This window comes from Caproiciproducens puteiluti (assembly GCF_052442865.1).
Taxonomy (GTDB): Bacteria; Bacillota; Clostridia; order Oscillospirales; family Acutalibacteraceae; genus Caproiciproducens.
This window is the reverse complement of the sequence record NZ_CP194790.1, coordinates 75,917-99,514: the sequence shown is the minus strand read 5'-3', so window position 1 is coordinate 99,514 and position 23,598 is coordinate 75,917. Positions and strand designations below refer to the sequence as shown.

General features: G+C 53.7%; 24 protein-coding genes. 8 read left to right on the top strand and 16 right to left on the bottom strand.

The annotated features are described in order from the left end of the window. From ACRQU7_RS00480 to ACRQU7_RS00460, 5 genes are all read right to left on the bottom strand, one after another. Nucleotides 1–639 carry a Vitamin B12 dependent methionine synthase activation subunit gene (locus tag ACRQU7_RS00480; protein WP_444642855.1) on the bottom strand — a complete coding sequence of 213 codons (639 nt, stop codon included), beginning with the start codon at nucleotides 637–639 and terminating at the stop codon, nucleotides 1–3. Then, the gene (metF, locus tag ACRQU7_RS00475; protein ID WP_038322310.1) at nucleotides 636–1,502 is read right to left on the bottom strand and encodes a methylenetetrahydrofolate reductase [NAD(P)H]; all 867 of its coding nucleotides are present in this window, start codon (nucleotides 1,500–1,502) and stop codon (nucleotides 636–638) included. The genes ACRQU7_RS00480 and metF overlap by 4 nt, the downstream gene beginning before the upstream one ends. A 425-nt stretch (nucleotides 1,503–1,927) precedes the next feature. Continuing rightward, on the bottom strand, nucleotides 1,928–2,104 hold the full coding sequence (locus ACRQU7_RS00470) for a hypothetical protein (protein ID WP_170949864.1): 177 nt from the start codon (nucleotides 2,102–2,104) through the stop codon (nucleotides 1,928–1,930). 41 nt (nucleotides 2,105–2,145) lie between these two features. Further along, complete coding sequence (locus ACRQU7_RS00465; protein WP_156103884.1) at nucleotides 2,146–2,301, bottom strand: hypothetical protein; 156 nt, start codon at nucleotides 2,299–2,301, stop codon at nucleotides 2,146–2,148. A gap of 88 nt (nucleotides 2,302–2,389) precedes the next feature. Next, nucleotides 2,390–2,941, bottom strand: a complete 552-nt coding sequence (locus ACRQU7_RS00460) for a TIGR01440 family protein (protein ID WP_444642852.1) — start codon at nucleotides 2,939–2,941, stop codon at nucleotides 2,390–2,392. Between the two features lie 232 nt (nucleotides 2,942–3,173). Between ACRQU7_RS00460 and ACRQU7_RS00455 the strand changes: the two genes are divergently transcribed. Continuing rightward, the gene (locus ACRQU7_RS00455; protein WP_444642850.1) at nucleotides 3,174–4,013 is read left to right on the top strand and encodes a DegV family protein; all 840 of its coding nucleotides are present in this window, start codon (nucleotides 3,174–3,176) and stop codon (nucleotides 4,011–4,013) included. 1,386 nt (nucleotides 4,014–5,399) lie between these two features. Here ACRQU7_RS00455 and ACRQU7_RS00450 read toward each other — a convergent pair. Further along, complete coding sequence (locus tag ACRQU7_RS00450; protein ID WP_141826806.1) at nucleotides 5,400–5,795, bottom strand: nuclear transport factor 2 family protein; 396 nt, start codon at nucleotides 5,793–5,795, stop codon at nucleotides 5,400–5,402. Between the two features lie 46 nt (nucleotides 5,796–5,841). Next, complete coding sequence (locus ACRQU7_RS00445; protein WP_038322314.1) at nucleotides 5,842–6,333, bottom strand: MarR family winged helix-turn-helix transcriptional regulator; 492 nt, start codon at nucleotides 6,331–6,333, stop codon at nucleotides 5,842–5,844. A 1,231-nt stretch (nucleotides 6,334–7,564) separates the two neighbouring features. On the opposite strand from ACRQU7_RS00445, the gene ACRQU7_RS00440 reads away from it, so the two are divergent. The 4 genes from ACRQU7_RS00440 to ACRQU7_RS00425 all read left to right on the top strand — a co-directional run bounded on the left by ACRQU7_RS00440 (nucleotide 7,565) and on the right by ACRQU7_RS00425 (nucleotide 12,124). Further along, entirely contained in the window at nucleotides 7,565–8,749 is a 1,185-nt protein-coding gene (locus ACRQU7_RS00440; RefSeq protein ID WP_444642847.1) for a MalY/PatB family protein, read from the top strand. Between the two features lie 34 nt (nucleotides 8,750–8,783). Beyond that, nucleotides 8,784–10,046, top strand: a complete 1,263-nt coding sequence (locus ACRQU7_RS00435; protein WP_042081278.1) for a dicarboxylate/amino acid:cation symporter — start codon at nucleotides 8,784–8,786, stop codon at nucleotides 10,044–10,046. Between the two features lie 335 nt (nucleotides 10,047–10,381). After that, a complete protein-coding gene (locus ACRQU7_RS00430) occupies nucleotides 10,382–11,356 on the top strand; it encodes a Gfo/Idh/MocA family protein (RefSeq protein ID WP_444642844.1) in 975 nt (324 codons plus the stop codon). Between the two features lie 129 nt (nucleotides 11,357–11,485). Continuing rightward, complete coding sequence (locus ACRQU7_RS00425) at nucleotides 11,486–12,124, top strand: TrkA C-terminal domain-containing protein (protein WP_038322318.1); 639 nt, start codon at nucleotides 11,486–11,488, stop codon at nucleotides 12,122–12,124. Between the two features lie 76 nt (nucleotides 12,125–12,200). Here the strand turns inward: ACRQU7_RS00425 and ACRQU7_RS00420 are convergent, their stop codons facing one another. The 7 genes from ACRQU7_RS00420 to ACRQU7_RS00390 all read right to left on the bottom strand — a co-directional run bounded on the left by ACRQU7_RS00420 (nucleotide 12,201) and on the right by ACRQU7_RS00390 (nucleotide 19,303). Then, the gene (locus ACRQU7_RS00420; RefSeq protein WP_444642842.1) at nucleotides 12,201–13,115 is read right to left on the bottom strand and encodes a glycine betaine ABC transporter substrate-binding protein; all 915 of its coding nucleotides are present in this window, start codon (nucleotides 13,113–13,115) and stop codon (nucleotides 12,201–12,203) included. Between the two features lie 77 nt (nucleotides 13,116–13,192). Next, the gene (locus ACRQU7_RS00415; protein WP_038322320.1) at nucleotides 13,193–13,804 is read right to left on the bottom strand and encodes an ABC transporter permease; all 612 of its coding nucleotides are present in this window, start codon (nucleotides 13,802–13,804) and stop codon (nucleotides 13,193–13,195) included. Beyond that, entirely contained in the window at nucleotides 13,801–14,439 is a 639-nt protein-coding gene (locus tag ACRQU7_RS00410) for an ABC transporter permease (RefSeq protein WP_444642839.1), read from the bottom strand. The genes ACRQU7_RS00415 and ACRQU7_RS00410 overlap by 4 nt, the downstream gene beginning before the upstream one ends. Next, on the bottom strand, nucleotides 14,436–15,557 hold the full coding sequence (locus ACRQU7_RS00405) for an ABC transporter ATP-binding protein (RefSeq protein WP_038322322.1): 1,122 nt from the start codon (nucleotides 15,555–15,557) through the stop codon (nucleotides 14,436–14,438). Before ACRQU7_RS00405 ends, ACRQU7_RS00410 begins: the two co-directional genes overlap by 4 nt. Nucleotides 15,558–15,807: 250 nt before the next feature. Next, nucleotides 15,808–17,022 (bottom strand): MFS transporter, encoded by a 1,215-nt coding sequence (locus tag ACRQU7_RS00400; protein ID WP_444642837.1) that lies wholly within the window; start codon nucleotides 17,020–17,022, stop codon nucleotides 15,808–15,810. Between the two features lie 96 nt (nucleotides 17,023–17,118). After that, nucleotides 17,119–18,336, bottom strand: coding sequence for an MFS transporter (locus ACRQU7_RS00395; RefSeq protein ID WP_038322324.1), 1,218 nt, complete (start codon nucleotides 18,334–18,336; stop codon nucleotides 17,119–17,121). 214 nt (nucleotides 18,337–18,550) lie between these two features. Continuing rightward, entirely contained in the window at nucleotides 18,551–19,303 is a 753-nt protein-coding gene (locus ACRQU7_RS00390) for a DeoR/GlpR family DNA-binding transcription regulator (protein ID WP_444642834.1), read from the bottom strand. Between the two features lie 279 nt (nucleotides 19,304–19,582). Here ACRQU7_RS00390 and ACRQU7_RS00385 point away from each other — a divergent pair, with 279 nt between their 5' ends. Both ACRQU7_RS00385 and ACRQU7_RS00380 read left to right on the top strand, forming a co-directional pair. Beyond that, on the top strand, nucleotides 19,583–20,083 hold the full coding sequence (locus ACRQU7_RS00385; protein ID WP_444642832.1) for a hypothetical protein: 501 nt from the start codon (nucleotides 19,583–19,585) through the stop codon (nucleotides 20,081–20,083). A 116-nt stretch (nucleotides 20,084–20,199) separates the two neighbouring features. Beyond that, the gene (locus tag ACRQU7_RS00380) at nucleotides 20,200–20,580 is read left to right on the top strand and encodes a hypothetical protein (RefSeq protein ID WP_141826794.1); all 381 of its coding nucleotides are present in this window, start codon (nucleotides 20,200–20,202) and stop codon (nucleotides 20,578–20,580) included. Nucleotides 20,581–20,614: 34 nt separating this feature from the next. Here the strand turns inward: ACRQU7_RS00380 and ACRQU7_RS00375 are convergent, their stop codons facing one another. Next, nucleotides 20,615–21,796, bottom strand: a complete 1,182-nt coding sequence (locus tag ACRQU7_RS00375; protein ID WP_444642830.1) for a hypothetical protein — start codon at nucleotides 21,794–21,796, stop codon at nucleotides 20,615–20,617. A 1-nt stretch (nucleotide 21,797) separates the two neighbouring features. Continuing rightward, nucleotides 21,798–22,850: an SPFH domain-containing protein gene (locus tag ACRQU7_RS00370; RefSeq protein WP_444642828.1), complete on the bottom strand. Its 1,053-nt coding sequence runs from the start codon at nucleotides 22,848–22,850 to the stop codon at nucleotides 21,798–21,800. A gap of 156 nt (nucleotides 22,851–23,006) precedes the next feature. Between ACRQU7_RS00370 and ACRQU7_RS00365 the strand changes: the two genes are divergently transcribed. Beyond that, a complete protein-coding gene (locus ACRQU7_RS00365) occupies nucleotides 23,007–23,585 on the top strand; it encodes an endonuclease Q family protein (protein ID WP_444642826.1) in 579 nt (192 codons plus the stop codon). The last annotated feature ends 13 nt before the right edge of the window (nucleotides 23,586–23,598 follow it).

Below are 23,598 nucleotides of genomic sequence, written 5' to 3'. Positions count from 1 at the left end.
TCAGTCCTTTCTGAACGGACAATTCAAAGACTTGCAGCCCATGCATTTCGCAATGTGGCAGGTCGTCTGCTCTGCGGTCAGGCCAATGACCGCGGTAACGGATTTTGTCGGCACCAGCATACTGTCCTGCGTCATGGCAAGGCCGATTTTTTTCTGCGCCTGTAAAATCCCCAGAAGATCGCGCTGATGCAGGATGGAGAAGTCCCCGTAACCGGGGCTGTACCGGGGCCGCAGAAACAGCCCGCGCTTTGCCGCCTCGGCGGAAAGCTCCTGTTCCGCTTCGTCGCAGACGCTCTCTGTCAGCGCGGCGGCGCAGGCCTGCAGCACCACGGCGCGGCTCATGTCGATTTTGGAGGCGCGCTCCAAAAGGAAATCCGCTTTTGTGCCGAGCGTGGCCGCGAACAGGTACGCTTCCCCACAGCCGGAAAGATGATTCCTCAAATCCCTGCTTTCCACCCTCAGGTTGCCGAGCAGCACCGCGTCCCCGTCGAACTCCACCGGCAGAAGCAGGCTGAGGCTGCGGGGAGTGACCCCGGCCCGCAGCTCGTTCAGGCAGGATTCTATTGTAAGCAGGGTGCGCTCATCCGCGGGCTTGCCGCGGTAGCCAAGGTAGCGCAGCACTTCTTCCGTCTCTTTCATTCCCTGATGATCTCCGATAAATTATCCATGATTTTTGCCGCGATATCCGGCTTGTTCATCGTATAAATATGAATCGCGCTGACGCCGTTGGAAATCAGGTCGATGATCTGCTCCGTCGCGTAGGCGATGCCCGCCTGTTTCATGGCGGCGGGCTTGTCGGCGAATTTATCCACGATCGCCTTGAAGCGCGGCGGCAGCTCCGTGCCGGAAAGCGCGCAGATCCGCCTGATCTGGCCGCTGTTGGTCACCGGCATGATGCCCGCCACCACCGGGATATGAATCCCCTTCGCCAGAATCCGGTACAGGAACTGGTAGAGAATATTGTTGTCAAAAAACATCTGTGTAGTCAGAAAGTCGCAGCCGCTGTCCACCTTTTCCTTCAGGTAGCCGATGTCGTCCTCCCGGCGGGCGCACTCGACGTGCCCCTCGGGGTAGCAGGCCGCGCCGATGCAGAACCCGCCGTATTCCCTGATCTGCCTGACCAGCTCGCCGGCGTAGCGGTACTGGCCGGGGGACGGGAAATCGGAATTGTGGGGGATATCGCCGCGCAGGGCCAGAATATTTTCAATATGATGTTCTTTTAACCCGGATAATATTTGCCCGACCTCCTCCTTGGTGGAGGAAACACAGGTCAGGTGAGCCAGCGCGGTCACGCCGCAGTTCTGGATTTCCGACGCGATGCGGGTCGTATTCTGGGACGTGCCGCCGCCCGCGCCGTAGGTAACGCTCATGAAATCGGGCCTGAGCGCGGAAATGTCGCGCACAACCTCGTTCACCCGGGCAATATCGTCGTCTTTTTTCGGTGGGAACAGCTCGCAGGAAACCGTGACCCTGCCGCTGTTCAGAATTTCGCTGATTTTCATGGCTTTGTTCCTTTCAGTGCCCCGGAAAATAAAAAAAACCCGTCTCCACAGGCGCCGTGCCCGATGAAGACGAGATTCCAAATCCCGTGTTACCACTTCAAATTCACCCGTCCCTTGCGAAACGGGCCTCTCAGGATATTACAGTGCAGGACACCGTCTATACCCGCTTTCTGTAACGGGAAATCCCGTCGCAGCCTAAACCGGAAATCCGGTCTCGGTGCGCCGCTCAGGAGCCATTTTCGCCCGGCCTCCCGCCCGCTTTCTTTCAGCGCGGCAAAGCCGCAAAAGCTTCTCTGTATGCCTTCGGAGGGGTTACTTTCTCCATCTCTGCGTGTAAAAATATATTTTTACTAGTGTAGCATAGAAAAGCACGGTTGTCAAACGGAACAAAAAGGAAAAGGGCGGGGCAAAACGCCCCGCCGCTGTCATTCATCGTCCCGCATCAGATTCTCAGCGTAATCGCGAAGGCTTGCGAAGGAATTGATGTTCTCCTCCCGCGCGCTGATGGATTCCTGCACGTATTCGGGCAGGTTGTCAAAGTATTCACCGGCTTCGCTGTCCTCTTCGATCAGCTCGTATAAACCGCTGTACTTGTCTTTCATCGGACTCACCTCCGGGAATAGTTTTCGCAGAATTTACAGGATTATCCATTTGTTTCCCGAATATGCTCGGCGGCCTGCATCAGCTCGCCCAGCGTGGAAATCTCCACGCCCGATTCCAGAATCCTGTTTTTCACGTCGATGGGCAGATTTTCAAAATATCCCCGTAAATCCGGATCGTTCTCATAAAAGGTCCCCAAAGCAAAACGCCTCCCCAAACCTCAGTAAATAAATCATTTACTGTAGTTTTTACGGGAGGCGCTGTTTTTACGTGAGGAAATACTTTCCTTATTTCAGGCTTTCGTCGTAATTCGCGCGTTCGCCGCCGATAAATTTCGGCCGGGTGCGCGCGCTGGTCACGTTGGCTTCGCCGATTTTGCGCACGGAAAGGCGCACCGGCACCGCCACTCTGGCAAGGTGCATGCCGATCAGCGTGCCGCCGATATCGATTCCCGCCTGAGCGGTGACTTCCTCCACCGCCGCCGGATGCTCAAAGTTCGAGTAAGCCGCCGTGGCAAAGGAACCGCCGGCCTTCGGGCGCGGAACGGCGTTGACGATTTCCAGCCGGTCCCTGACCGCCGCCTCTTTTTCAATAATAATCGCGCGGTTCAGATGCTCGCAGCACTGAGCGGCCAGATAAATCCCCTTTTCCTTCAAAACGGGGTAAACGGCGTGAAACACCGCGTTGGCGATTTCCACGCTGGAGGACGAGCCGATATCGTGCCCGCCGATTTCGCTGGAGGAACAGCCCACGACCAGGATATTTCCCGCGGTCAGATCCGCGGCTTTTATCAATTCGCAGACGGCTTTTTTCGCCTGCGCCGCAATTTCATCATACATAGAACTCAACTCCGGTTATAATATTTGTAGGTTTGACAGATATTATAATCTTATTGAAGAGATTTTGCAACTCCGCGCGATTTTGCCCCCGGCGGCCGCGTTTTTTCGCGAGCGGGAGAAATTATTTAATTTTCTCACTTAGAATTAATGTGTGCTATACATTATGATATTATAGACTAAAATATATGGTTTTGAAAACTATATGATAATTTGAAATTATAGGAGTGCTTTTATGACCTGGAGTATTCTTTCAGACAGCTCCTGCGACTTACCTCAAAACGCATTCCAGGATTACGGCCTGCACTTTGCGACCGTACCCCTGAAGCTCATCGTGGGCGGCACCGAGTACACCGACGATGATTCGCTGAATGTAAACATCATGCTGGCCCAGATGAAAAATTACAAGGGGCCGTCCTCGTCGGCGTGCCCGTCGCCGGAAGAGTGGGCAATCGAATTCCGGAAAAGCGACTGCACCATGGCGGTGACGATGACCAGTGCGCTGAGCGGCACCTACAACAGCGCCCTTGTCGCAAGGGACATGGTTCTGGAGGAATTCCCCTGGAAGAAAATCCACGTGATCGATTCCCATTCCACCGCCGGGGGGCTGGTGCTGATTCTGAGAAAAGCGGCGGAGCTGATTTCCTCCGGGCTGGACTTCGACGAAGTCGTCAAACAGGCGGAAGCGTACTCCCGCAGCCTGTTTCTGCTGTTCGCGCTCGGTTCCTACGACAACCTGATCAAATCGGGGCGCATGTCCCGCGTGGCGGGGATCCTGGCCAACTCGCTCGGCATCCGCGCGGTGGCCTCCAACACGCCGGAGGGCGAGATCAAGGTGCTGCACAAGCCGCGCGGCGAGGAACGCGCGATCATGCAGATCGTGGAAACCATGAACAAGCTGAAAGACATGGCGGGCAAGCCCGTCGTCATCAGCCACTGCAACAATCCCAAGGGCGCGCAGCGCCTGAAAGAGCTGATCGCGCACGTCTGCCTGACCACGAAAATCACGATTTTGCAGACACGGGGGCTGACCAGCTATTACACGGAGAACGGCGGGTTTCTGGTCGGCTTCTGACCGTACGCCGTATCAAAAGCGGCGGGAAGTTTGAGCCGCCCCAAAACCCATCTGGTAAATTGCATATATTAATTATGTATGATATAGTTAAATATACAGGAATTAATTTAATGGATATCGGAACGGGTTTGAGGTGATATTTTGAAGGCAATCCTAAAAAACATCGGCAAAAATGAATTGTATTTAATTTTTTTCCTCATATCCCAAGAAATCATCCGTTTATTGATGAAAGCAAGCAATGATTTATCCGTCAGTTTAAAGCAATCCATAATCATGATAATCATTGTAGCCGTTCTGTCGGTCATACAGCAGTTATTAAAAAGGAATCCTTAATATATAAAGGTTTTGGCTCCCTCTTTGAGGGAGCTGGCAGGCGCAGCCTGACTGAGGGAGTCACCCCCTGCTTTCATGAGAGCATCGCCGCAAGCAGGAGTTGATCGTTAGCTTTGCCCTCAGGCCGGGCGGGAGTCTCCGCCTGCTTCATTAGTGCATCGCCGCAAGTAGGAGTTGATCGTTAGCTTTGCCCTCAGGCCGGGCGGGAGTCTCCGCCTGCTTCATTAGTGCATCGCCGCAAGTAGGAGTTGATCGTTAGCTTTGCCCTCAGGCCGGGCGGGAGTCTCCGCCTGCTTCATTAGTGCATCGCCGCAAGTAGGAGTTGATCGTTAGCTTTGCCCTCAGGCCGGGCGGGAGTCTCCGCCTGCTTCATTAGTGCATCGCCGCAAGTAGGAGTTGATCGTTAGCTTTGCCCTCAGGCCGGGCGGGGACCTGCCGGTCGGGAAGCGCCTACGGCGGACTCGACTGCAAGCAAAAAGATGAATGGGTCGCTAAATTCCGTCGTTCTAAGTAACGGCGGGAGGGTTCCATAAAATCCCCCTGCACCCTCAGGTATCCCCAAGGTGTCTTTAGGAGATGGGATACCGCTGTGGTTTTCATTGACGGGGGTACGAAAAAGCAGAATTTGGCTCTCTCTTTGAGGAAGTCACCCGACTCATATAAAACATCACCGCAGACGCCTGAAAAAGGGGCGGGAATTCTTTCCCGCCCCTTTTATTTTCCATAAAATGATATAATTTAGCAAATTCTATTGCACTGGCAAAGAAAACGCGCTATAATTCAGTTGCAAGGCACAAATAAAAGTGCAGCGCAGGAACGGAGTGCTGGAACACCCCGCCCCCTGCATACGGAGAGTACACCTCCATACACAACCGAAGAATCGGCACGCTGCGGATATTATTATACCGCCTCTTTACTCTTTTGTACAGAGGGGATTTTGTACCCGCGGACGCTTGATGACGTTGTATATGGATTTCGTATCCGTGTACGGCGTTTTTTTGTGCCCTGCGGCGGCGAAAGGGCGGCGGGAAAGTGTCCCCCGGCCGCCCTCTTCTAAGCCTCCGTGCCGATTCCGAGGAAAAGGCTTTGGATTTTCCCGTCGGCGTCCAGCACAATGTGGTCCGTCCCTTCCATGGTGAAAACGCCGCCGGTCCTGCTGACGCAGGCCGCAGCCCACGGCACCCGGAACCCGCCCTGTTCGGGCAGGATTTCCCAGACATGCTTCATTTCCCTGTTTCTGCCCAGGAGAGCCTGAAAAAACTCCCTGATTTTTCCGCGCCCGCGTATTTCGTCGTACCCTTTCAGCCGCAGGGAAGCGTTTTCCGAAAACAGCCCTTCCAGCCCGGAAAATGCCGCTTCGTTCTCCATCGCCAAATCCAGCTGGGTAAAATACCTGCCGATCACCGTCACTGCAACCACTCCCGTCGTCCGGCTTTTCCGCCGGTTCATTACACCTGCATTATAGCACCCGGCCCGGCCCCGTACAAGAAGGGATTTATTTTTCGTCCTGCTTTAACAGGCCGATATATACGTCGATCACCTTATAAAAGGTATCGATTTCCTCGGGTGTGCATTTCATCATCAGTTCTTCCGTGGTCTGGGCAATATCCGCCAGATCGTACATTTTGTGCGCGATGGAAAGCCGCGTACCTTCCTCCGTAGCGTAAAGCAGGACGGTTTTGGAGTTGTTCTCCTTCATTTTCCGCGTTACCAGCCCGCTTTCCACCAGCCTTTTCACGGTCTGGGAAATCGCGCCCTTGGTTTTGTTCCAGTCCTTCGCAAGCTCCGTGATGGTGGTGCCGGGGTTTTCCTCAATATAGGTAAGGGTGTGTACATCGATCATGCCTATTTTCTGCCCGGTGCCGTAATCCCTTTGGGCATGTATGTAATCGCTGTAAAGCAGAACAAATTTATACAGCTTATCGGCGCGCGCGTTCAGCTCGCGGTACAGCCGGTCCAAATCCTCGCGCTGGTCCTTAGTCGCCATGTAAGAGCCCCCGTTTCTAAATATATATGTATTATGACATAAAACGAATAAAATTACAATATACCGGCATACCGGCTTCCCGCCGGGTTACGTTCATCCCAGCTTCCGTATCCTTTCGTCAATGAAAACCATGCAGGTTTCGTATTTTATAAAGACACTTTGGGGATACCCGGGGGTGCAGGGGGATTTTATGGAGCACTCCCGCCGGGAATTAAAAATCCCCCTGCGCGGACCTGCCGGTCGGGGAAGCGCCTACGGCGATGCTCTCAGGCAGCTATCTGTTGAATTGCGGCGATGCACTAATGAAGCAGGCGGAGACTCCTTCCGTCGCGCCGGGCGCACCACCTCCCTCATGGAGGGAGGCTGGGGGTTCGACCTCTTTAGGCTCCCTCTTTGAGGGAGCTGGCAGGCGCAGCCTGACTGAGGGAGTTTCACCCCAGCTTCCATATCCTTTCGTCAATGAAAACCATATAGGTTTCGTATTTCATAAAGACACTTTGGGGATACCCGGGGGTGCAGGGGGATTTTATGGAGCACTCCCGCCGGGAATTAAAAATCCCCCTGCGCGTCCTTTGCCTACTTTCGGACAAACGCGAAAGTAGGGGCCCGCCCGGCCTGAGGGCAAAGCTAACGATCAACTCCCATTTGCTACGATGCTCTAATGTAACAGGCGGAGACTCCCTCCGTCGCGGACCATTTGGTCGGCACGCGCCTACGGCGACGCTCTCAGACAGTTATCTGTTAAATTACGGTGATACGTTTGCGAAGGAACTCCTTCTGTCGCGCCGGGCGCGCCACCTCCCTCACGGAGGGAGGCAGGGGATTCGGCCCCCTCCCCGAGGGGGCCGGCAGGCGCAGCCTGACTGGGGAAGTCAGCTCAACCCAACTGAAAGAATACAACTCGGCCCCATCTTGGAAGGGGCCGCCACTTGGTGGGGAGTTTAACATAGCCCGGCCGGAGGGGGTCCCTCTCTCCCTCCGGGCACGCCGGGCGCGGACCCGACTTTGATACCGGCTTCACGCCGGTTTTTTTCTGCCCTTTTTCATGTTTAATGACTAAACCAAAATTCTGTAATATTGTCGAAATATCGGGCTTCATTTCTACACAATATACAAATATTTAATATTTAACATTATTTAATTGACATATTCTTAGCATAGTGCTATATTTTTAGCAGAAAATAGTTTAATGACTAAACAATAAACGAAGCAAGAAGAGAAAGGTGATCAAATGAATGCAGAACAGTTTTGCGCAAAGTACGCGGTAGACAGGATGGGGACCAGCTCCCTGAAATGGGACGCTTTACAGTTGAGGTTCGGCGACCCGGATTTGATTTCCATGTGGGTGGCGGACATGGAGTTCCGTACCTGCGACGCGGTCGTAGAGGCAATGACCGAAAGGGTGCGCCACGGCGTATTCGGCTACTCCTTTGTCCCGGACGAATACTACGAGGCGTTTTTCAACTGGGAGGAGAAGCATCACGGATACCGCCCGAAGAAAGAATGGATGCGCTTTTCCACCGGTGTGGTGGTCGCCCTGTACTGGTTTGTAAACGCGTTTACCAAACCCGGCGACTCGGTCATGATCCTGACCCCCGTCTACTATCCGTTCCACAACGCCGTCAAGGACAACGGCCGCAAGCTGGTAACCTGTGAACTTACGAATACCGACGGACTCTACACGATCGATTACGAAAAATTCGAGAAGAACATTGTTGACAACGACGTAAAGCTGTTCATCCAGTGTTCCCCGCACAACCCGGCCGGCCGCGTCTGGACGGAGGAAGAGCTCGACACGGTTCTGGACATCTGCAAACGCCGCAACGTGCTGGTCGTTTCCGACGAAATCCATCAGGACATCGTTCTGGGCGACAAAAAGCAGATTCCGTCCGCAATCGTAAAAGGCGGCAAATACGCGGACAACCTTATTACCGTGACCGCGCCGTCCAAGACCTTTAATCTGGCGGGGCTGCTGAATTCCCACATTATTATTGAAAACCCGGAAATCCTTGCCCGGTACGACGACTATGCGAAAACGATCAACCAGACCGAAGTCAACATTATGGGCCTGACCGCGGCGCAGGCGGCATACACCCAAGGAGAGGACTGGCTGGAGGGCGCGCTGGCGGTCATCAGGCAAAATTACGAATACGTCTGCAAAGCCCTAAAGGAAGGCGCTCCCAAAATCGTTATCACCCCGCTGGAAGGCACCTATCTGATGTGGCTCGACATGCGCGCGTATCTGGACCCGGACGGCGTAAAGGATTTCACCCAGAACAAATGCCGTCTTGCGGTGGATTACGGCGAATGGTTCGGCGCCCAGTGCAAGGGCTTTATCCGGCTGAACCTTGCGACGGAGCCGAAGTACGTGAAAGCGGCGGTAGAGAACATTGTCAAAAACATAAAAGCCCTGTAAACAAAGTCCACAAAAAACAAGAGGAGGAAAACAAATGGCGACTTTCTTCAAAAACAACAAGTTCCCCTTTATCCTTCTGGGCAGCATGCTTGCGGGTTCCATTCTGGGCGCGTTCTGGGGCTCCGGCGCCACCGTTCTTTCCCCGATCGCGGACATCTTCCTGAACCTTCTGTACTGCTGCGTCGTCCCGATGATCTTTGTTTCCCTGGTGTCCTCCATTGCGAACATGGAAAACCTGAAAAAGCTGGGTAAAATTCTCGGCGTCATGATGCTGATCTTCATCCTGACCGAAATTATCGCAAGCGTCTATATGGCGGTCATCTGCGGTGTTTTCGACCCCGCCAAGGGCGCGCAGATCGCCATGAACGAGAAGGTCGAGGACCTGACCAGCAACAACAACTTCCTGTCCATGTTCACGGTAAACGACTTTTCGCTCCTGTGGTCGCGCAAAAGCCTGATGGCGCTGATCGTGTTCTCCATGATCTCCGGCGTGGCGGTGGTCGCGGTCGGCGAAAAGGGCAAGCCGGTCATGCAGTTCTTTGACTCGCTTTCCGCCGTCATTATGAAGATGGTCGGATATGTCATGCTGCTCGCCCCCATCGGGCTGGGCGCGTTCTTCGCAACGCTGATCGGCCAGTACGGCGGCGAAATCGCAGGCCCGCTGTCCCGCTCCCTCGTGATCTACCTGATTGCGGCCGTGGTCTACTACGCGCTGTCCAACACGCTGTTCGCCTTTATCGGCGGGGGCGTGATCGGCGTAAAGCGCTTCTGGAAGCCCATCATTTCCCCGACGCTCACCTCTCTGGGTACCTGCTCCAGCGCGGCGTCCATCCCCGCGGAGCTGATCGCCGCGAAACAGATGCATATTTCCGACGACGTTGCGAACATCACCATCCCCATGGGTGCGAACCTGCACAAGGACGGCGCATGCCTGATTACGATCCTGAAAATCGCGTTCATGTGCTCGGTGTTCCATGTAAACTTCCTTGACCCGCACATCCTGTTCACCGCCATTCTGGTATCGGTGGTCGCCTCCACCGTGATGGGCGCGATTCCCGCGGGCGGCTACGTCGGCGAAATCTTCATTATTTCCGCCTTCGGCTTCCCCGAGGTTTCCATCCCGATCATGGTTTTGATCGGCACCATTACCGACGCGCCCGCCACCGCCATCAACTCCACCGGCGACACCGGCGTGGCGATGATCGTAGCGCGCATCATGGAAGGCAAAAACTGGCTGAAGGACAAAATAGCGGCCGAAGAAAAAGAAGAGATTTCCGGAACAACAGAAACCGCCTGAGTTTTTCTTTCCTTTCCTTTTTCAGAGACAGGATGCAGCATCCTGTCTCTGTTTTTTTACGCTTCCTCCCACGGCAAAAGCCCCCCTGCGCCTTCCGGCCCAGGGCGTGAAGCCGAAAATTCGTACCGTCCCGCGCAGGAGAGCCGCCGCCGCCCGGTCCCGCTTGAAAAGCCGCCGGTTCCATGCTACACTAAGCCTACAGCGTTTCCCGTTGATTCTGCAACAAGGTTGCGTTTTCCCCCCGCCTTCGGCGGGGGGAAAACGTGTTCTGTCTTGCCAACTAAAAGGGAATTGCTGTACACAACATTCCGGATACTCAGGAAAGGAACTGCTTTATGAAACTAGGAATTATCGGCACTTCGGAAATTTCCCGCCTGTTCGTACAGGCCGCTGTGGAAACGGGAAGCTACGAGCCTTACGCGGTTTATTCCCGCAAAGCGGAGACCGGCGCTCAGTACGCGGCCCTCTACCGGATTCCCCACGTATTTACCGAACTGGAAGCCCTGGCAAACTGCCCCGGACTGGACGCCGTCTATATCGCGTCCCCAAACAGCCTGCATTTCCCGCAGGCAAAGCTCTGCCTTTCCGCCGGAAAGCATGTGATTGTGGAAAAACCGGCGGTGGCGACCTCGGCGCAGCTCGAAGAGCTGCTGGATATCGCGAAAAGAAACCATGTGTACCTGCTGGAAGCGATCCGCCCGATCTACAACCCCGATCTGAACGTCCTGAAGGAAGCGGTCAAAAAGATCGCCCCCGTTCACTACGTCTATTTCAACTATATGAAATATTCCTCCAAATACGACGCGTATAAGGAAGGAAAGAACCCGCCCGTTTTCAGCCCGGAATACGACGGCGGCGCGCTGGCCGACCTCGGCATTTACAATCTTTACCTCTGCGCCGCCCTGTTTGGCGCGCCGAAAAGAAGCACCTGCACCGCCGCTCTGCTCGAAAGCGGGGTGGACGGGGTCTGCACCCAGATTCTGGAGTACGACGGCTTTTGCGCCGTGCTCAGCTCCTCCAAAATCTCCGTCAGCCGGTCGGCAAGCGAAATTCAGGGCGAAAACGGTACCGTCACGCTGGAGGGCCCCACCTCTCTGGACAGTATCCGGCTTTATCCCCGCGGGGGCGGGGAGGAACTGCTTTCCACGGAGCGCAAATCCTCCATGTTCTGTCAGCAGAGGGAGCTCGCCCGCATTCTTACGGAACGGGACGAGGCCGCGTACGCACGCGCCTGCGAACGTATGCGCTGCTGCATCGGGCTGCTGGAGCAGGGCCGCCGTCAGGCCGGAATCCGGTTCAGTTCTCTTTGATTTTTCCAGTTGTCGGCGCCGCGCGATTGTGATATGATAGAAATAAAGAAAAAGCACCTCCGTTTTTATGCGGAAGTGCTTTTGAACGTAAAAACAGAGAAAGGTATTTTCACAGGATAGGTGAGGTTTATGGAGGACACCATTAAAGTAACGGCACCGGTTTACCAGAAGATTGCCGCCGACATTGCGGCAAAGATCGTGGACAACCGTTACCGCGTAGGAGAAAAGATATACGCGAGATCGTACCTTGCAAGCCAGTACAACGTTTCTTCCGAAACCGCACGGCGCGCCATCTGCGTACTGTCCGACCTGGAGATCGTAGACGTGACAAAGGGCAGCGGCGTGATTATCAAATCGTACGACAACGCCGTAAAATTCGTTCACCAGTACAACGACATCCAGTCGCTGAACGACCTGAAAAAGGATATTTTGAGCAGCGTGGAACGGCAGAAAAAAGAGACGAAATTTCTGCTGAAATCCATTTCCAGCATCATAGACCGGACGGAGCGTTTCCAATCCATCAATCCGTTTATTCCGTTTGAAATCGAGATTACGGACAAAACGCCCCTGCTCGACAAATCCCTGTCCGAGCTGAATTTCTGGCACCACACGGCGGCGACCATCATCGCCATCAAGCGCAACAGCACGCTGATGATGTCCCCCGGCCCCTACGCGATTCTGCAGAAGCACGACGTGCTGTATTACTGCGGCGAGGACAACTGCCAGGACCGGGTGAAAAGCTTTCTTTACCCGGACGAGGAAGAATAAAACAAAATACAAAGACCCGGAAAAGCGTTGTACAGCGCTGATCCGGGTCTTTTTTATGATTGAGAAGATAGCTGAATTACTTGAGCAGCCCCTTTTCCTGCAGGAACTGTTTTGCGACCTCCGGTACGGTCTTGCCCTCCACGTCGACTGCGTAGGTCAGGTTGACCATGGTCTCGTTGTCAAAGATTCCGCCGAGCTTGTTCAGGGTCTCTTTGAGGTTGGGGGCCGTTTTCTCGAAGCGCTCGAACAGGTCCGAGCGGACGAGCAGCGCGCCGTTGTACTCCGGGAAGAAGCTTCTGTCGTCCTTCAGCACTTTCAGCTGGGCCTTTTTGTTCAGGCCGTCGGTGGCGTAAACCTCGGTCACGTCGATGTTCCCGTTTTCCACCGCGGAATATTTCAGTCCCAGATCGACCGGCTTGCTTTCTTTAAAATTCAGCCCGTAAAATTTGACGAACGGGTTGAATTTCATGCTGCCCTCTTCACTGAAAAACTCATGCTCCGCGCCGAACACCAGCTTGTCGGCCACCGGCACAAGGTCGCTGATGGTTTCCAGCTTATACTGGTCCGCGATCTTCTGCGGAACGGCGATCGCGTAGGTATTGTTGATTCCGAGCTTGTCCAGAAGATAGACCTTTTTCTCCTTGAGCGCGGTTTCGTTGACAAAATCGTACAGGGTCTTCCCTTCGGGGATATCCTTTGTGTCCAGCTTCAGATAGGTGGTCAGCAAGGTGCCGTCGTAGCTGTTCATCAGGTCGCAGTTGCCCTTGACCAGCTCGTTGAAGCCGTTGACGGGGGAGACCTCGTCCTTAATGACGACCTTGGCGTCGGTGTCCTGCTCCACCAGCATTTTCACCATCTGGTGAATCAGCTTCATTTCGGAAAACTGACCGTCCATAATGACGATTTCGTCCCCGCTGCTTTTACCCGAGCCGCAGCCCGCGGCGGAAAGCGCCAAAACCAGGCTCATCATAACGGCAATCACTTTTTTCATACTTTCTCCCTCTTTTCTTTATATATTATTGATATTCCTGTCGACGAAAATACACGATTCCCGGATGGAACCGTATTTTAATGCTCATCGCCTTTTACGGTCCTGTGGCGGTACAGCCGTTTTTCAATATAGGCCATCACGCCGTCGAACAGCACGGCCATCCCCATCAGCGACAGCGTTCCAAACAGGATCAGCTGCATGTTCTGAATATGGATGCCGCGGTAGATGACGGAGCCGAGCCCGCCGCCGCCCACGAACGTGGCAAATACGGCTACGCCGATGGAGGTGACGGTTGCGATCCGGATTCCCGTGAAGATGACCGGGAAGGCAATGGGGATTTCCACATGGAGCAGCCGGTAAGTCCGACTCATGCCCATGCCGTCGGCGGCCTCTTTGATGGCCGGCTCAATATTGCTGAGGCCGAGGTAGGTGTTGTGCACGACCGGCAACAGGGAATACAGCACCAGGCCGATGATGACCGTCGGCTTGCCCGCGCCCAGAAAAACCATAATGATTCCGAGCAGCGCCAGCGCCGGGATGGTCTGCAGGATATCCACGGCCCACAGCACCACGGAGCGCACCGGTTTTTTCATATAGGCCAGCACGCCGAGCGGCAGGCCGAGAAGAACGGTGAAAAGCACCGAAAGCAGCACAATATAAAGATGTTCAAAAATCATCGTCGCGCTCACTTGACATCCCCCCTTAATCCCTTTGGCACGGCCTTTTTCTGGAAATAGTCGATCAAAAGCCCCAGCCCCACCGCGAGAATGGCAGCCGGAATCGCGCCCGCGATAATCAGCGTGTTATTGTTGGTGCTGACGCCGATATAGATGAAATCGCCCAGGCCGCCCAGGCCGATCATAGAGGCCAGCACCGCCCAGCTTACAATATAGACGGTGGACATCCGCAGCCCCCCGATGATGGCGGGAAGCGCCAGCGGAAGCTCCACCCGCAGCAGCGACTGCAGGGAAGACATCCCGCAGCCCCTCGCCGCTTCCTTATACTGCTCCGAAACGCCAATCAAGCCGGTGTAGGTGTTTTTCAGTACCGGGAAAATCGCGTAAATGGAAAGCGCGGCCAGCACGGTCGCGGGCACCATTCCGAGATACAGGAACAGGATGCCGATAAACACGATGCCGGGGATCGTCTGCACCACGGAAAGGACCGGCAGAACAAATTTGGATATTTTCGGGGCTCTGGAAAGCAGGATTCCCAGGAACAGGGCGATGACAAATCCGATAAAAACGGAAATCAGGACATAAACCAGATGGGTTGCGATGGCCTGGAGCAGCTTATCCCCGTAAAGACGGAAGAAATCACTCATTGCCCATCCCCCCAAACAACGCTTGCCAATGCCTTTGACATGCTGGTCTTTGTAATGATGCCGGCCACTTTTTTGTCCTCCGTCAGCACGATCACGTATTCCGCCCGCTGGCTGCTGATGATATCGAAAGCGGTTTTCGCGGGGGTGTCCGGCGTAACGGTCGGGAAGTCCACCGTAATCAGGTCCCTGATGGTGTCGCCCGCCTTGCCGCGCTCGTTGACAGTTTCAATCAGCAAAACGCCGATATAGTGTTCCTCCCGGTCCACCACGACAAGGGAGTCGATCTCCCTGCGGCTCATGATATTGACGCATTCCAGCGTCTTTTTGTCCTGTGTGACCTTTGCCACGTTGGTTTTCATCAGGTCGGAGCACGCCAGCTGGTTCTGTGAGAAATTATGTACATGCTTGCCCATAAATTCCCGCACGGTGTCGTTGGCGGGCGCGCGGAGAATCCCCTCGGGGGAATCCGTCTGCAAAATCTGGCCCTCGCTCATAAACACGACCGTATCGGCCATTTTCAGCGCCTCGTCCATGTCGTGCGTAACAAAGATGACGGTCTTTCCCAGGCGCTGCTGCAGGGACTTGACCTCATCCTGAAGGGAGTCCCTCGTAATCGGGTCCAACGCGCCGAAAGGCTCATCCATCAGGATAATGGGCGGCTCCGCCGCCAGCGCGCGAAGCACGCCGATTCTCTGCTGCTGGCCGCCGCTCATTTCATTCGGATATTTATGAGCATAGGTTTCATACGGCATATTGACCAGTTCCAGAAGCTCTTTCGCCCTTTGGCGGCTTTTCTCCTTGTCCCACTTCAACAGACGCGGCACCACGCAGATGTTTTCCTCCACCGTCATGTTCGGGAAAAGCCCGATTTGCTGGATGACGTACCCGATGCGGCTGCGCAGCTTTTCGGGATTCATCTCCATAATATTCTTTCCGTCGATGCTGATGCTGCCCGAGTCCATCTCGATCAGGCGGTTCAGCATTTTCAGCGTTGTCGTTTTTCCGCAGCCGGAAGGGCCGATCAGCACGACAAACTCACCGTCGGGTATCTTTAAATTCAAATCTTTCACAACTTTTTGTTTTCCATAAGACTTACTGACATTTTTATATTCAATCATAAATGCCCTCCTTTTCTGCCCATAATCCGACAAGAAACAACTTCAATTTTTTTATAGATTGCTTCTTAGATTTCTATAATATCACAAAATCATTAATCCTGTCAAATGCACGCTGTCATTTTTTGGTAATAATATTCATCCACACGCATTAAGCCTTTTAAAAATCAGTCATTTTTACCCGTTTCGGGCAGCGAAAAGCGCATATCCCCAAACGGGATATGCGCCCTTATAATGCTATCCTGTTATCCGTTCAGACCGGCTTCTGCCCGGCCTCCACAAGCTTTTTGCTGAAAACCAGGAACAGTCCTTCCACGAAAATCAGCACCCCGGTCGCAACCAGCATCCATTCGATTTTAATCCAGTCGGACAGGGGACCGAATAAAAGCATTCCCAAAGGCATGCTCATACTGGTAATCATGGTCAGCACGCCGAACACGCGGCCAAGGTAATCCGGCTCCACCTTTTCCTGAAGCAGGACGGTGGAGGGCGTGTTGAAAATGGGCATGACGAATCCGACAAGCCCCATCAGCGCCAGATAGACCCAAAAATCGGTGACAACGCCCAGCAGAAACACCCCGACACCGATCAGAAAGCTGGAAAGCGCCATGGTGTGCACACGGTTTCTCAGGCCGCCCCAGCAGGCCATCAGGAGCCCGCCCAGCATCATCCCGAGGGAAAAGGCGATTTCGATCGCGGTCAGGTACCAGACCTCTTCTCCGAAGCTGCGCGTGACCTGCAGCGGGGTCAGAAAAGCCGCCGGGGCCGCCAGAAAGGTGAAAAGGGCAAAGAACAGAAAGAACCGTTTCAGGTACGGGTGTGTGCCGATATAGGAAAATCCCAGCCGCAGCCCTTCGAAATAGCCGGAGCTTTCCGGCGCCGCGCCGCCCGCCCGGGCAGGGACGCGAAGGAAAAAGAGCAGCGTAAAAACACCGATTGCGGCGGTTCCCACATCAATAAAAAAGATGGTCTCAATCGGCGCCGCCGACATCAGCGCGCCGCTGGCGATAGGGGAAAGCAGCAGGATGGCGGACTGAATGCTCGAGTTGATCCCGTTGACCGCGGTAAGCTTTTCCACCGGCACCAGCTGCGGCAGAAACGCGCCCACACACGGCGTCTGCACCGCGGAGCCCAGCGCGCGCACGGCCGATATGACAAAAAGCAGCCACATGGCCTTGTGCCCCAGAAGGAACAAAACCGCCATGACCAGCGTCGACAGCGCGATCATGGAGTCCGACAGGGCAATCAGGATTTTCCGATCGTAGCGGTCCGCCCAGACGCCCGCAAAGGGTGAAAGCAGAAAGGTCGGGATAAAGCCGCAGAGGATGGAGATCATCATCATGACGCCCGACTTGGTCTGCAGGGTAATATACCACATGATGGCATACTGAACCAGAGACGAACCGAACAGAGAAACCGTCTGGCTTGTCAGAAACAGAACCGTATTCTTTTTCCAGTTTTGTTGCATAGGATATTTCCGTTCCCCCCGTTAAGCGTTCCGGCCCGGTCCGCCGGTCATTCCTATGATATGATACCGTAACTTACCGTGACCGTCAAGGAAAGCTTAATCCGGGCGGGGCGTTTTCCGCTGTCTGATGAGCGCAAAAATACATCCTGCCGCCGCGAGCAGCAGGATTCCTCCCAGCGCGGCGATTCCCGCAGTGTAGCTGAACACGTCGCTCACTGCGCCGATCGCAGGCGGGCCGAAGGTCTGGCCGATGTCCATCATAGTGCTCATCACGCCCAGCGACCCGCCGAGCTGCCCCTTCTGCGCAACGTCCGCCGCCAGCGCGTTGGTTCCGGAGGTAATCAGGGCGAATCCCAGTCCGTAGACCACAATAAGGGGGATCACAAGCATGACCGCTTTGAGAAAGGTCAGCAGAAAAAAAGTGCCCGAGCAGACGAACAGCCCGACGACCATCAGCGGCAGGCGGCCCACGCGGTCGGACACCCGGCCGAACACCGGTTTCAGCAAAATCATTCCGATCAGCTGGGCGCCGAGCACATACCCGATCTGCCCGGTGGACATTCCGAGCTGTTTCGCGTAAAGGGGAAAGATCATCTCAAACGCGCCGTAGGAAAAATACGCGCAGGCGTTCAGCACTCCGACCAGAAGCAGGGGCCGGTAGCGCAGCATGCCCCACAGCTTTTTCAGGGAGGAAATCTTTTCGGCTTCTTCCTTCCGGCTTTTGGCCGTTTCCTCCGCCCTCCGCATATTTTTGCTTTTATGGAAATACCAGACTGCAAAGGCCAAGGCCAGAATGCCCGCGCCGCCCGCAATTCCGTATACCGCAGGGATTCCTCCGTACTCATACGCCGCGCCGCCCACGGTCGGCGCCAGCGCCCGGCCGATCAGCGTGGCGGAGGTATAGAGGGACAGGTTCTGTCCGGTGTTGTTCCGGCTGAAAGCCGCGATAGCCGCCATTGCCACCGGGTCAAACGCCGCGGTCGCAAAGCCGTGGTAGAAACGCACCGCCGCCAGCCCCATCGGATTGATTACCAGAAAGTAAACGAACGGCGCGCTCGCAAAAACGAGCAGGGAACCGATCAGGATTTTTTTATATCCGAACCGGTCGGCCAGATCCCCGGCCAGATAGCTTATCAGGATTCCGGGCAGGGTGGACGCCGAAGCGATCCAGCCGATCTGGGTGCCGGTCGCGCCGAGATTCTTTGCAAAGATCGGTAAAACCGGCGATTTTGATATGGTAGAGCTGAAAACCGCGAAAGCCCCGCACAGGCCGAGCATCATTACGATGCGCAGTCCTCCGGTATTTTTCTTCATATGTCCTCCCTCCGCCGGCGCCGGGGGAAACGGTCGTGTCTGCACTTTGCTGTTTGGCGCCGTATCTTCAAACTGTCCCGCTCTTTATGTGAAATCCATTCGGGTTTAGTATGCTCGCTCTTTCCTTCACAATTCTTTTTCGCGGCCGGTTTTTACCGGGTACAGAAAAGCTTTCGCAGCCAAATCAGCAGGGACAGACAAAAAATGAGGAAGCCTAGAGGACTTCTACTCCGTGGGATTGAAAAAAGCCTTTCGTTTCGGGGTCCAGTTCATCGTCGGAAACCACAAGATCAATGTCCTTGAGCGTTGCAAAAGTAAAGGTGTTGACAATGCCTACTTTCCCGGAGTCCATTAAAGCGACTACCCTTTCGGATTTGCGGAGAACCGCCTTTTTCAGTTCGTTCTCGTCCTCTACGCCGCAGTTGAAACCCGTTTCCGGACTGTAACCGGTCACACCCAGAAACGCGATGCTGAAATTGACATTCTCAATCGCTTTCACGCTGTTGATGCCGTTCACACTCAGGCTGAAACGGTTCATCTGTCCGCCGAGAACATGGACCTGCGACTGCGTCAGATGTGCCAGTTCCAGCGCGCAGCTGATTCCCCCGGTAAAAATCAGGTAGGATTCATCGGGAAAAACACGGGCCAGCTCCGTAGCCGTCGTTCCGGAATCGAGGAAGACGGATGTTCCCGGGCGCAGGAGTTTCACCGCTTTTTCGGTAATTTGACGCTTCTTTTCCATATTCCGCGTACTGCGCTTGTAAAACAGATCGTCCGTTCCGATCACGACCTCCACCGATTTTGCTCCGCCGTGCACACGGACGATCTGGCGGGCCTGATCCAGAAACTTCAGATCATTGCGCAGAGTCATTTCCGAAACCTTAGGAAATGCAACCTTCAATTTCGCAAAGCTGACAGCGCCCTCGCTGTTGACAAGTTCCACGATCTGTTCTCTCCGCTGCTTCATTCTTCCTCCTATCTTTTGTAACAACAAAAAAAATTATTGAAACAATTATAAAGCATTGGAAAATACTTGTCAAACCAAGATAATATTTCTATAGAAATATATCAGGCTTTCTGAACGGGTTTCCCTGAGCCGCCCACGGGGGATTTCCCGGCTGCGGGAAAAATCGGGCAAATCGAACGGACAATGAATATACTGTATCAGATATGCAGAAAAAGGAGCCTTCCGCTGCGCTTGCCGCGGGGCCTTTTTACGATTGACACAGGAGCTGACAAAATCGCTATGTTGAATATCTGGCCATTGGCAATCCCGGACGCCGCGCAGGAAGGCTTTTCAGCCTTTGTCTCTTCGATTTCCATGTCTGCGGATACGCAGCTGAAGCCATGGACCGTAACGTCCCCTTATTTTAACAGCGGAAATCTCAATGCGACTACAGGAAATTATACCGTTCCGGCAACCGGAAGATACTTCATAGCCGCAACCGTCAGCTATACCCTGAACTCAGCCCTGACGCTTTCTCTGGGTGCGGGAATCACCCCCTGGTTTATAGTCAGACGCTCCGCGCCCAGCTCCAGAGACCTGATCACCGGTCTTCTTCCCCTGTTGAATGTCGCTGTAACGCTCTTAACCCTGAGAGCCGTGCTGGGGGCGGGTACGGTGACGTTAACCGGTGAAGTCCAGCTGAACGCGGGAGATACCGTCGGGCTTTATTATGTGGCGGACGGCATGACGCTGACTTTGAGTATTGATAGCGCCGTATGGTCCATTAACCGTATTACCTGACGGACAGGGCTCTCCAATTTTTTGTAAAAATTTGAAATTATGGAATTTTCTGCTTGCTTTTTATTCTTATAGTGATAAAATATATGTATAAACTGTAAACAGAAGGAGAGTAAGTCATGAAAACTGCAAAGCTTGTCATTGGTATTGTGTCAATTGTAATGTCTCTTTTTGTCCTTTTCCAATCATGCGTGGCCGGCATAGGGAATACCTTAGCAAACGCCGGTGAAACCAGCGGCTCGTCGGGAACGATACTTGCTATTTGTTTACTGATTGCCGGGATTGTTGGAATTGCCGCAAGAGCTTCAAAGGGAGGCGCTATCGCTTCCGGGATTATTTATGCGATCGGCGGAATTATAGGAGCTACCAATGTTGGTACATATAAGGATTTAGCCATATGGTCCGTTTTTTCTTTTGTTTTTGCCGTGGTATTTATCCTTTCCGCATTTTTCGGGCAAACATATGTTAAAAAGGACAAAGGGAATACAAAGGAAGCTTAAAATCATAATAAATGAAAGGGGCAGCTCGTTTGAGCTACCCCTTTTTCTTGTCTTTTTTAGGTTTTCTGCTGCCCAGATGGAACAGGATCATCGCAGACACGACCATTGCTACGCCGCCCAGCAGCGGATTCAGCGCAAAACAGAAGCCTGTAACGATCAACGCAACCAGAATGCTCAGAAAAACACGAAGCCCGCTGACCGGAGAATTCCCTTTTACCTCGCCGGATTGACCGTTAACCATAAAACGATAGGTTTTCCCCTTAAACAGATAGGAAGAAATCCATACGGGCAGCAGCACACTTTTAAACGTGATATTGCGGTATGAAGTGCTGAAGGTCAGGTCTTTCACCTCATCCGCAGCAATGGACCGTCTGATTTTGTCCCTGAGGTTTCGTTCGATGATACCCTGCGCCGATTTCCAGCAATCCTCCCTGCTGATGCTGTTGTTTTCGGCAAGGAAGCTGTAAAGATATTCCTTCTGATAAGGAACCAGCTCTTTCAGGTTGTACTCCAGACGAATCAAATTATCATCGATATTTTTTGAAGCCAAAATCAGAACGTCATCAAAGCCGTGCGAAAAATGCCCGCTGACGGGAGCCCAGCTCGTTCTCGTCACTGCCCTCGATTCCATGACGGATTTCCCATCGCGCATGACACTGACCATTTCCGTACTGTGATAATGTGTCCCGGCCTGCGCATGGTAATCCGATTCCGTATTACAGTCATATGTAAAATGGGGCACGTAAACGCCGCGGAGCCTTTCCTGCAGGCGGTTCTGCTCCCGAAGCGCACGCGGAGCATAAAATCTGCTTTTGACCCAATCCTTAAAATACTGTTTAGCAGTGTCGGAAGAAATTTTGAATGGAATCAGGGATTCCGGCGGGACGGAATCTGCATTCTCACTTTGCGAAATCATCGGAGAACCGCAGTATGCGCACACCTGGGCCGTAATGTTTGATTCCGCAACCATATTGGCCCCGCAGTTGCTGCAGTGGATGACTTTTGTGGAAACACCCCATTCCTCCGGGCGGCTTTGGGAATTTTCAAAGGCATGCTCCTCAATGGCGGCATCGCTGACCGCAATTTCCCGGCGGGAACCGCAGTAAGGACAGATGAGCATGTTTTCCTCGGGGCTGTACACCATTTCCGCCGCACAGGACGGGCATTTGACATGCTCACCGCTTACTCCATTCTCATTGGTCATTTCTGTTTCCATTTTAATCCTCCCCTGTCTTAGTTCCGCATTGGGGGCAGAATTTCGCGTTTGCATCGATGGAAGCGCCGCATTTCACGCATTTGAACGCGGGCGGCGAGCTGGGCTTTCCGCAGCCGGGGCAGAATTTGGAGCCGGCCGGTATCTGTGCGCCGCACGCGGGGCAGGGGCTTCCCGGTGCCGCGCCGGTCTGCTGGGGCGGCTGGGTCAACGACTGAGTAAACACGGAACCCATCACCGCACCCGCGCCAAGGCCCACGCCCGCCCCCGCAAGCCCGCCCGGATTTTTGGCGGCGTCTTTAATGGAGTCCGCGGCCTGAAACTGAGCGTACTGCTGCAGATTTCCCAGCAGGCCCATTTCTGTTCTTTTATCCAGCACCGCTTCCACTTCCTGCGGAAGGGATATATTTTCCACATAGAAGGATGCCAAAGATAACCCGAACTCCTCAAATTTAGGAGCCAGCTTTTGCTGTGCCTTCCCGCTGATTTCGTCATAGTTCTGCGCAAGATCAAGCGCGGGAATTTTAAGCTCGCCGAGCAGGTCGGTTAAGCCTGAAACAATGAGCCTCTTCAACTGACCGGTAATGCTCTGGGTATCTGAAAGGCCGTTCGTGCCTGAAACCTGCTTTAAATAGCTCAGCGGATCGGTCACCCGGAAAGAGTAGATTCCATATGCCCGCAGGCGAAGCATCCCAAATTCGGCGTCGCGGAGCATGACCGGATTTTCCGTTCCCCATTTTTGGTCCGTAAACTGCTTCGTGTTAACAAAATACACTTCCGCTTTAAATGGGGAATTGAACCCGTAGGGCCAGGAATTCAGTTTTGTAATAACCGGCAGATTTTCCGTGGAAAGCGTATAAAGACCCGGCTGAAAGACATCGGCGGCTTTTCCTTCATTGATGAACACCGCCATCTGAGATTCTCTTACCGTAAGCTTCGCGCCCATTTTGATTTCTTTTCCCTGAACCGGAAAACGATACACCATCGTGTTTTCCGTATCGTCAACCCATTCAATCACCTCAATGAACTGGCTCTTAATAAAGTTTATTAATCCCACATCATCATCTCCAAAAATCATTTTCCGGAAAAATCAATTTTATTATACGCTACTAAAAGGGAGATGTAAATTATCCAATGCAAAGTCCGACGTGTGGTTTTTCGCACTTTTATGCTATAATAGGTGTAAATTCATGATAAAACGCAGGTGTTTACTATGTTTATTGCCGATTTTCATATCCATTCAAAATATTCCCGGGCCACCAGCAAGGATTGCGTTCCCGAAATGCTGGAGCTGTGGGCGCGGCGCAAGGGCCTCGACCTGATCGGAACAGGCGACTTCACCCATCCGGCCTGGCGGGAGGAGCTCCGGGAAAAGCTTATCCCGGCCGAGGAGGGACTCTATACCCTTAAAGACAGCTTTTGCCGGGAGGACGATATCGGGGGAAGCAGCAGCAAGCCCCGCTTCATGATCTCCGGCGAAATCAGCTCCATCTATAAAAAGAACGGAAAGGTCCGGAAGGTACATAATGTAATTCTTCTCCCCACTCTGGAAAGCGCCGAAGCCCTTTCCCACAGGCTTGAGGCCATTGGCAACCTGCACTCCGACGGCAGACCGATTCTCGGCCTCGACAGCAGGGACCTTCTGGAAATCACGCTGGACGTGTGCCCCGACGCCATCTTTATTCCTGCCCACATCTGGACTCCGCATTTTTCCCTGTTCGGCGCCTATTCCGGTTTCGATGATATCGAGGAATGCTTCGGAGACCTGACGGGACACATCCACGCGCTCTAAACCGGGCTTTCCT

What these genes read in the sequence shown, in the direction of transcription:
- ACRQU7_RS00480 (WP_444642855.1), bottom strand. Translation starts at nt 639, where the DNA reads ATGAAAGAGACGGAAGAAGTGCTGCGCTACCTTGGCTACCGCGGCAAG.
- metF (WP_038322310.1), bottom strand. Translation starts at nt 1,502, where the DNA reads ATGAAAATCAGCGAAATTCTGAACAGCGGCAGGGTCACGGTTTCCTGC.
- ACRQU7_RS00470 (WP_170949864.1), bottom strand. Translation starts at nt 2,104, where the DNA reads ATGAAAGACAAGTACAGCGGTTTATACGAGCTGATCGAAGAGGACAGC.
- ACRQU7_RS00460 (WP_444642852.1), bottom strand. Translation starts at nt 2,941, where the DNA reads ATGTATGATGAAATTGCGGCGCAGGCGAAAAAAGCCGTCTGCGAATTG.
- ACRQU7_RS00455 (WP_444642850.1), top strand. Translation starts at nt 3,174, where the DNA reads ATGACCTGGAGTATTCTTTCAGACAGCTCCTGCGACTTACCTCAAAAC.
- ACRQU7_RS00450 (WP_141826806.1), bottom strand. Translation starts at nt 5,795, where the DNA reads ATGAACCGGCGGAAAAGCCGGACGACGGGAGTGGTTGCAGTGACGGTG.
- ACRQU7_RS00445 (WP_038322314.1), bottom strand. Translation starts at nt 6,333, where the DNA reads ATGGCGACTAAGGACCAGCGCGAGGATTTGGACCGGCTGTACCGCGAG.
- ACRQU7_RS00440 (WP_444642847.1), top strand. Translation starts at nt 7,565, where the DNA reads ATGAATGCAGAACAGTTTTGCGCAAAGTACGCGGTAGACAGGATGGGG.
- ACRQU7_RS00435 (WP_042081278.1), top strand. Translation starts at nt 8,784, where the DNA reads ATGGCGACTTTCTTCAAAAACAACAAGTTCCCCTTTATCCTTCTGGGC.
- ACRQU7_RS00430 (WP_444642844.1), top strand. Translation starts at nt 10,382, where the DNA reads ATGAAACTAGGAATTATCGGCACTTCGGAAATTTCCCGCCTGTTCGTA.
- ACRQU7_RS00425 (WP_038322318.1), top strand. Translation starts at nt 11,486, where the DNA reads ATGGAGGACACCATTAAAGTAACGGCACCGGTTTACCAGAAGATTGCC.
- ACRQU7_RS00420 (WP_444642842.1), bottom strand. Translation starts at nt 13,115, where the DNA reads ATGAAAAAAGTGATTGCCGTTATGATGAGCCTGGTTTTGGCGCTTTCC.
- ACRQU7_RS00410 (WP_444642839.1), bottom strand. Translation starts at nt 14,439, where the DNA reads ATGAGTGATTTCTTCCGTCTTTACGGGGATAAGCTGCTCCAGGCCATC.
- ACRQU7_RS00405 (WP_038322322.1), bottom strand. Translation starts at nt 15,557, where the DNA reads ATGATTGAATATAAAAATGTCAGTAAGTCTTATGGAAAACAAAAAGTT.
- ACRQU7_RS00400 (WP_444642837.1), bottom strand. Translation starts at nt 17,022, where the DNA reads ATGCAACAAAACTGGAAAAAGAATACGGTTCTGTTTCTGACAAGCCAG.
- ACRQU7_RS00395 (WP_038322324.1), bottom strand. Translation starts at nt 18,336, where the DNA reads ATGAAGAAAAATACCGGAGGACTGCGCATCGTAATGATGCTCGGCCTG.
- ACRQU7_RS00390 (WP_444642834.1), bottom strand. Translation starts at nt 19,303, where the DNA reads ATGAAGCAGCGGAGAGAACAGATCGTGGAACTTGTCAACAGCGAGGGC.
- ACRQU7_RS00385 (WP_444642832.1), top strand. Translation starts at nt 19,583, where the DNA reads ATGTTGAATATCTGGCCATTGGCAATCCCGGACGCCGCGCAGGAAGGC.
- ACRQU7_RS00380 (WP_141826794.1), top strand. Translation starts at nt 20,200, where the DNA reads ATGAAAACTGCAAAGCTTGTCATTGGTATTGTGTCAATTGTAATGTCT.
- ACRQU7_RS00375 (WP_444642830.1), bottom strand. Translation starts at nt 21,796, where the DNA reads ATGGAAACAGAAATGACCAATGAGAATGGAGTAAGCGGTGAGCATGTC.
- ACRQU7_RS00365 (WP_444642826.1), top strand. Translation starts at nt 23,007, where the DNA reads ATGTTTATTGCCGATTTTCATATCCATTCAAAATATTCCCGGGCCACC.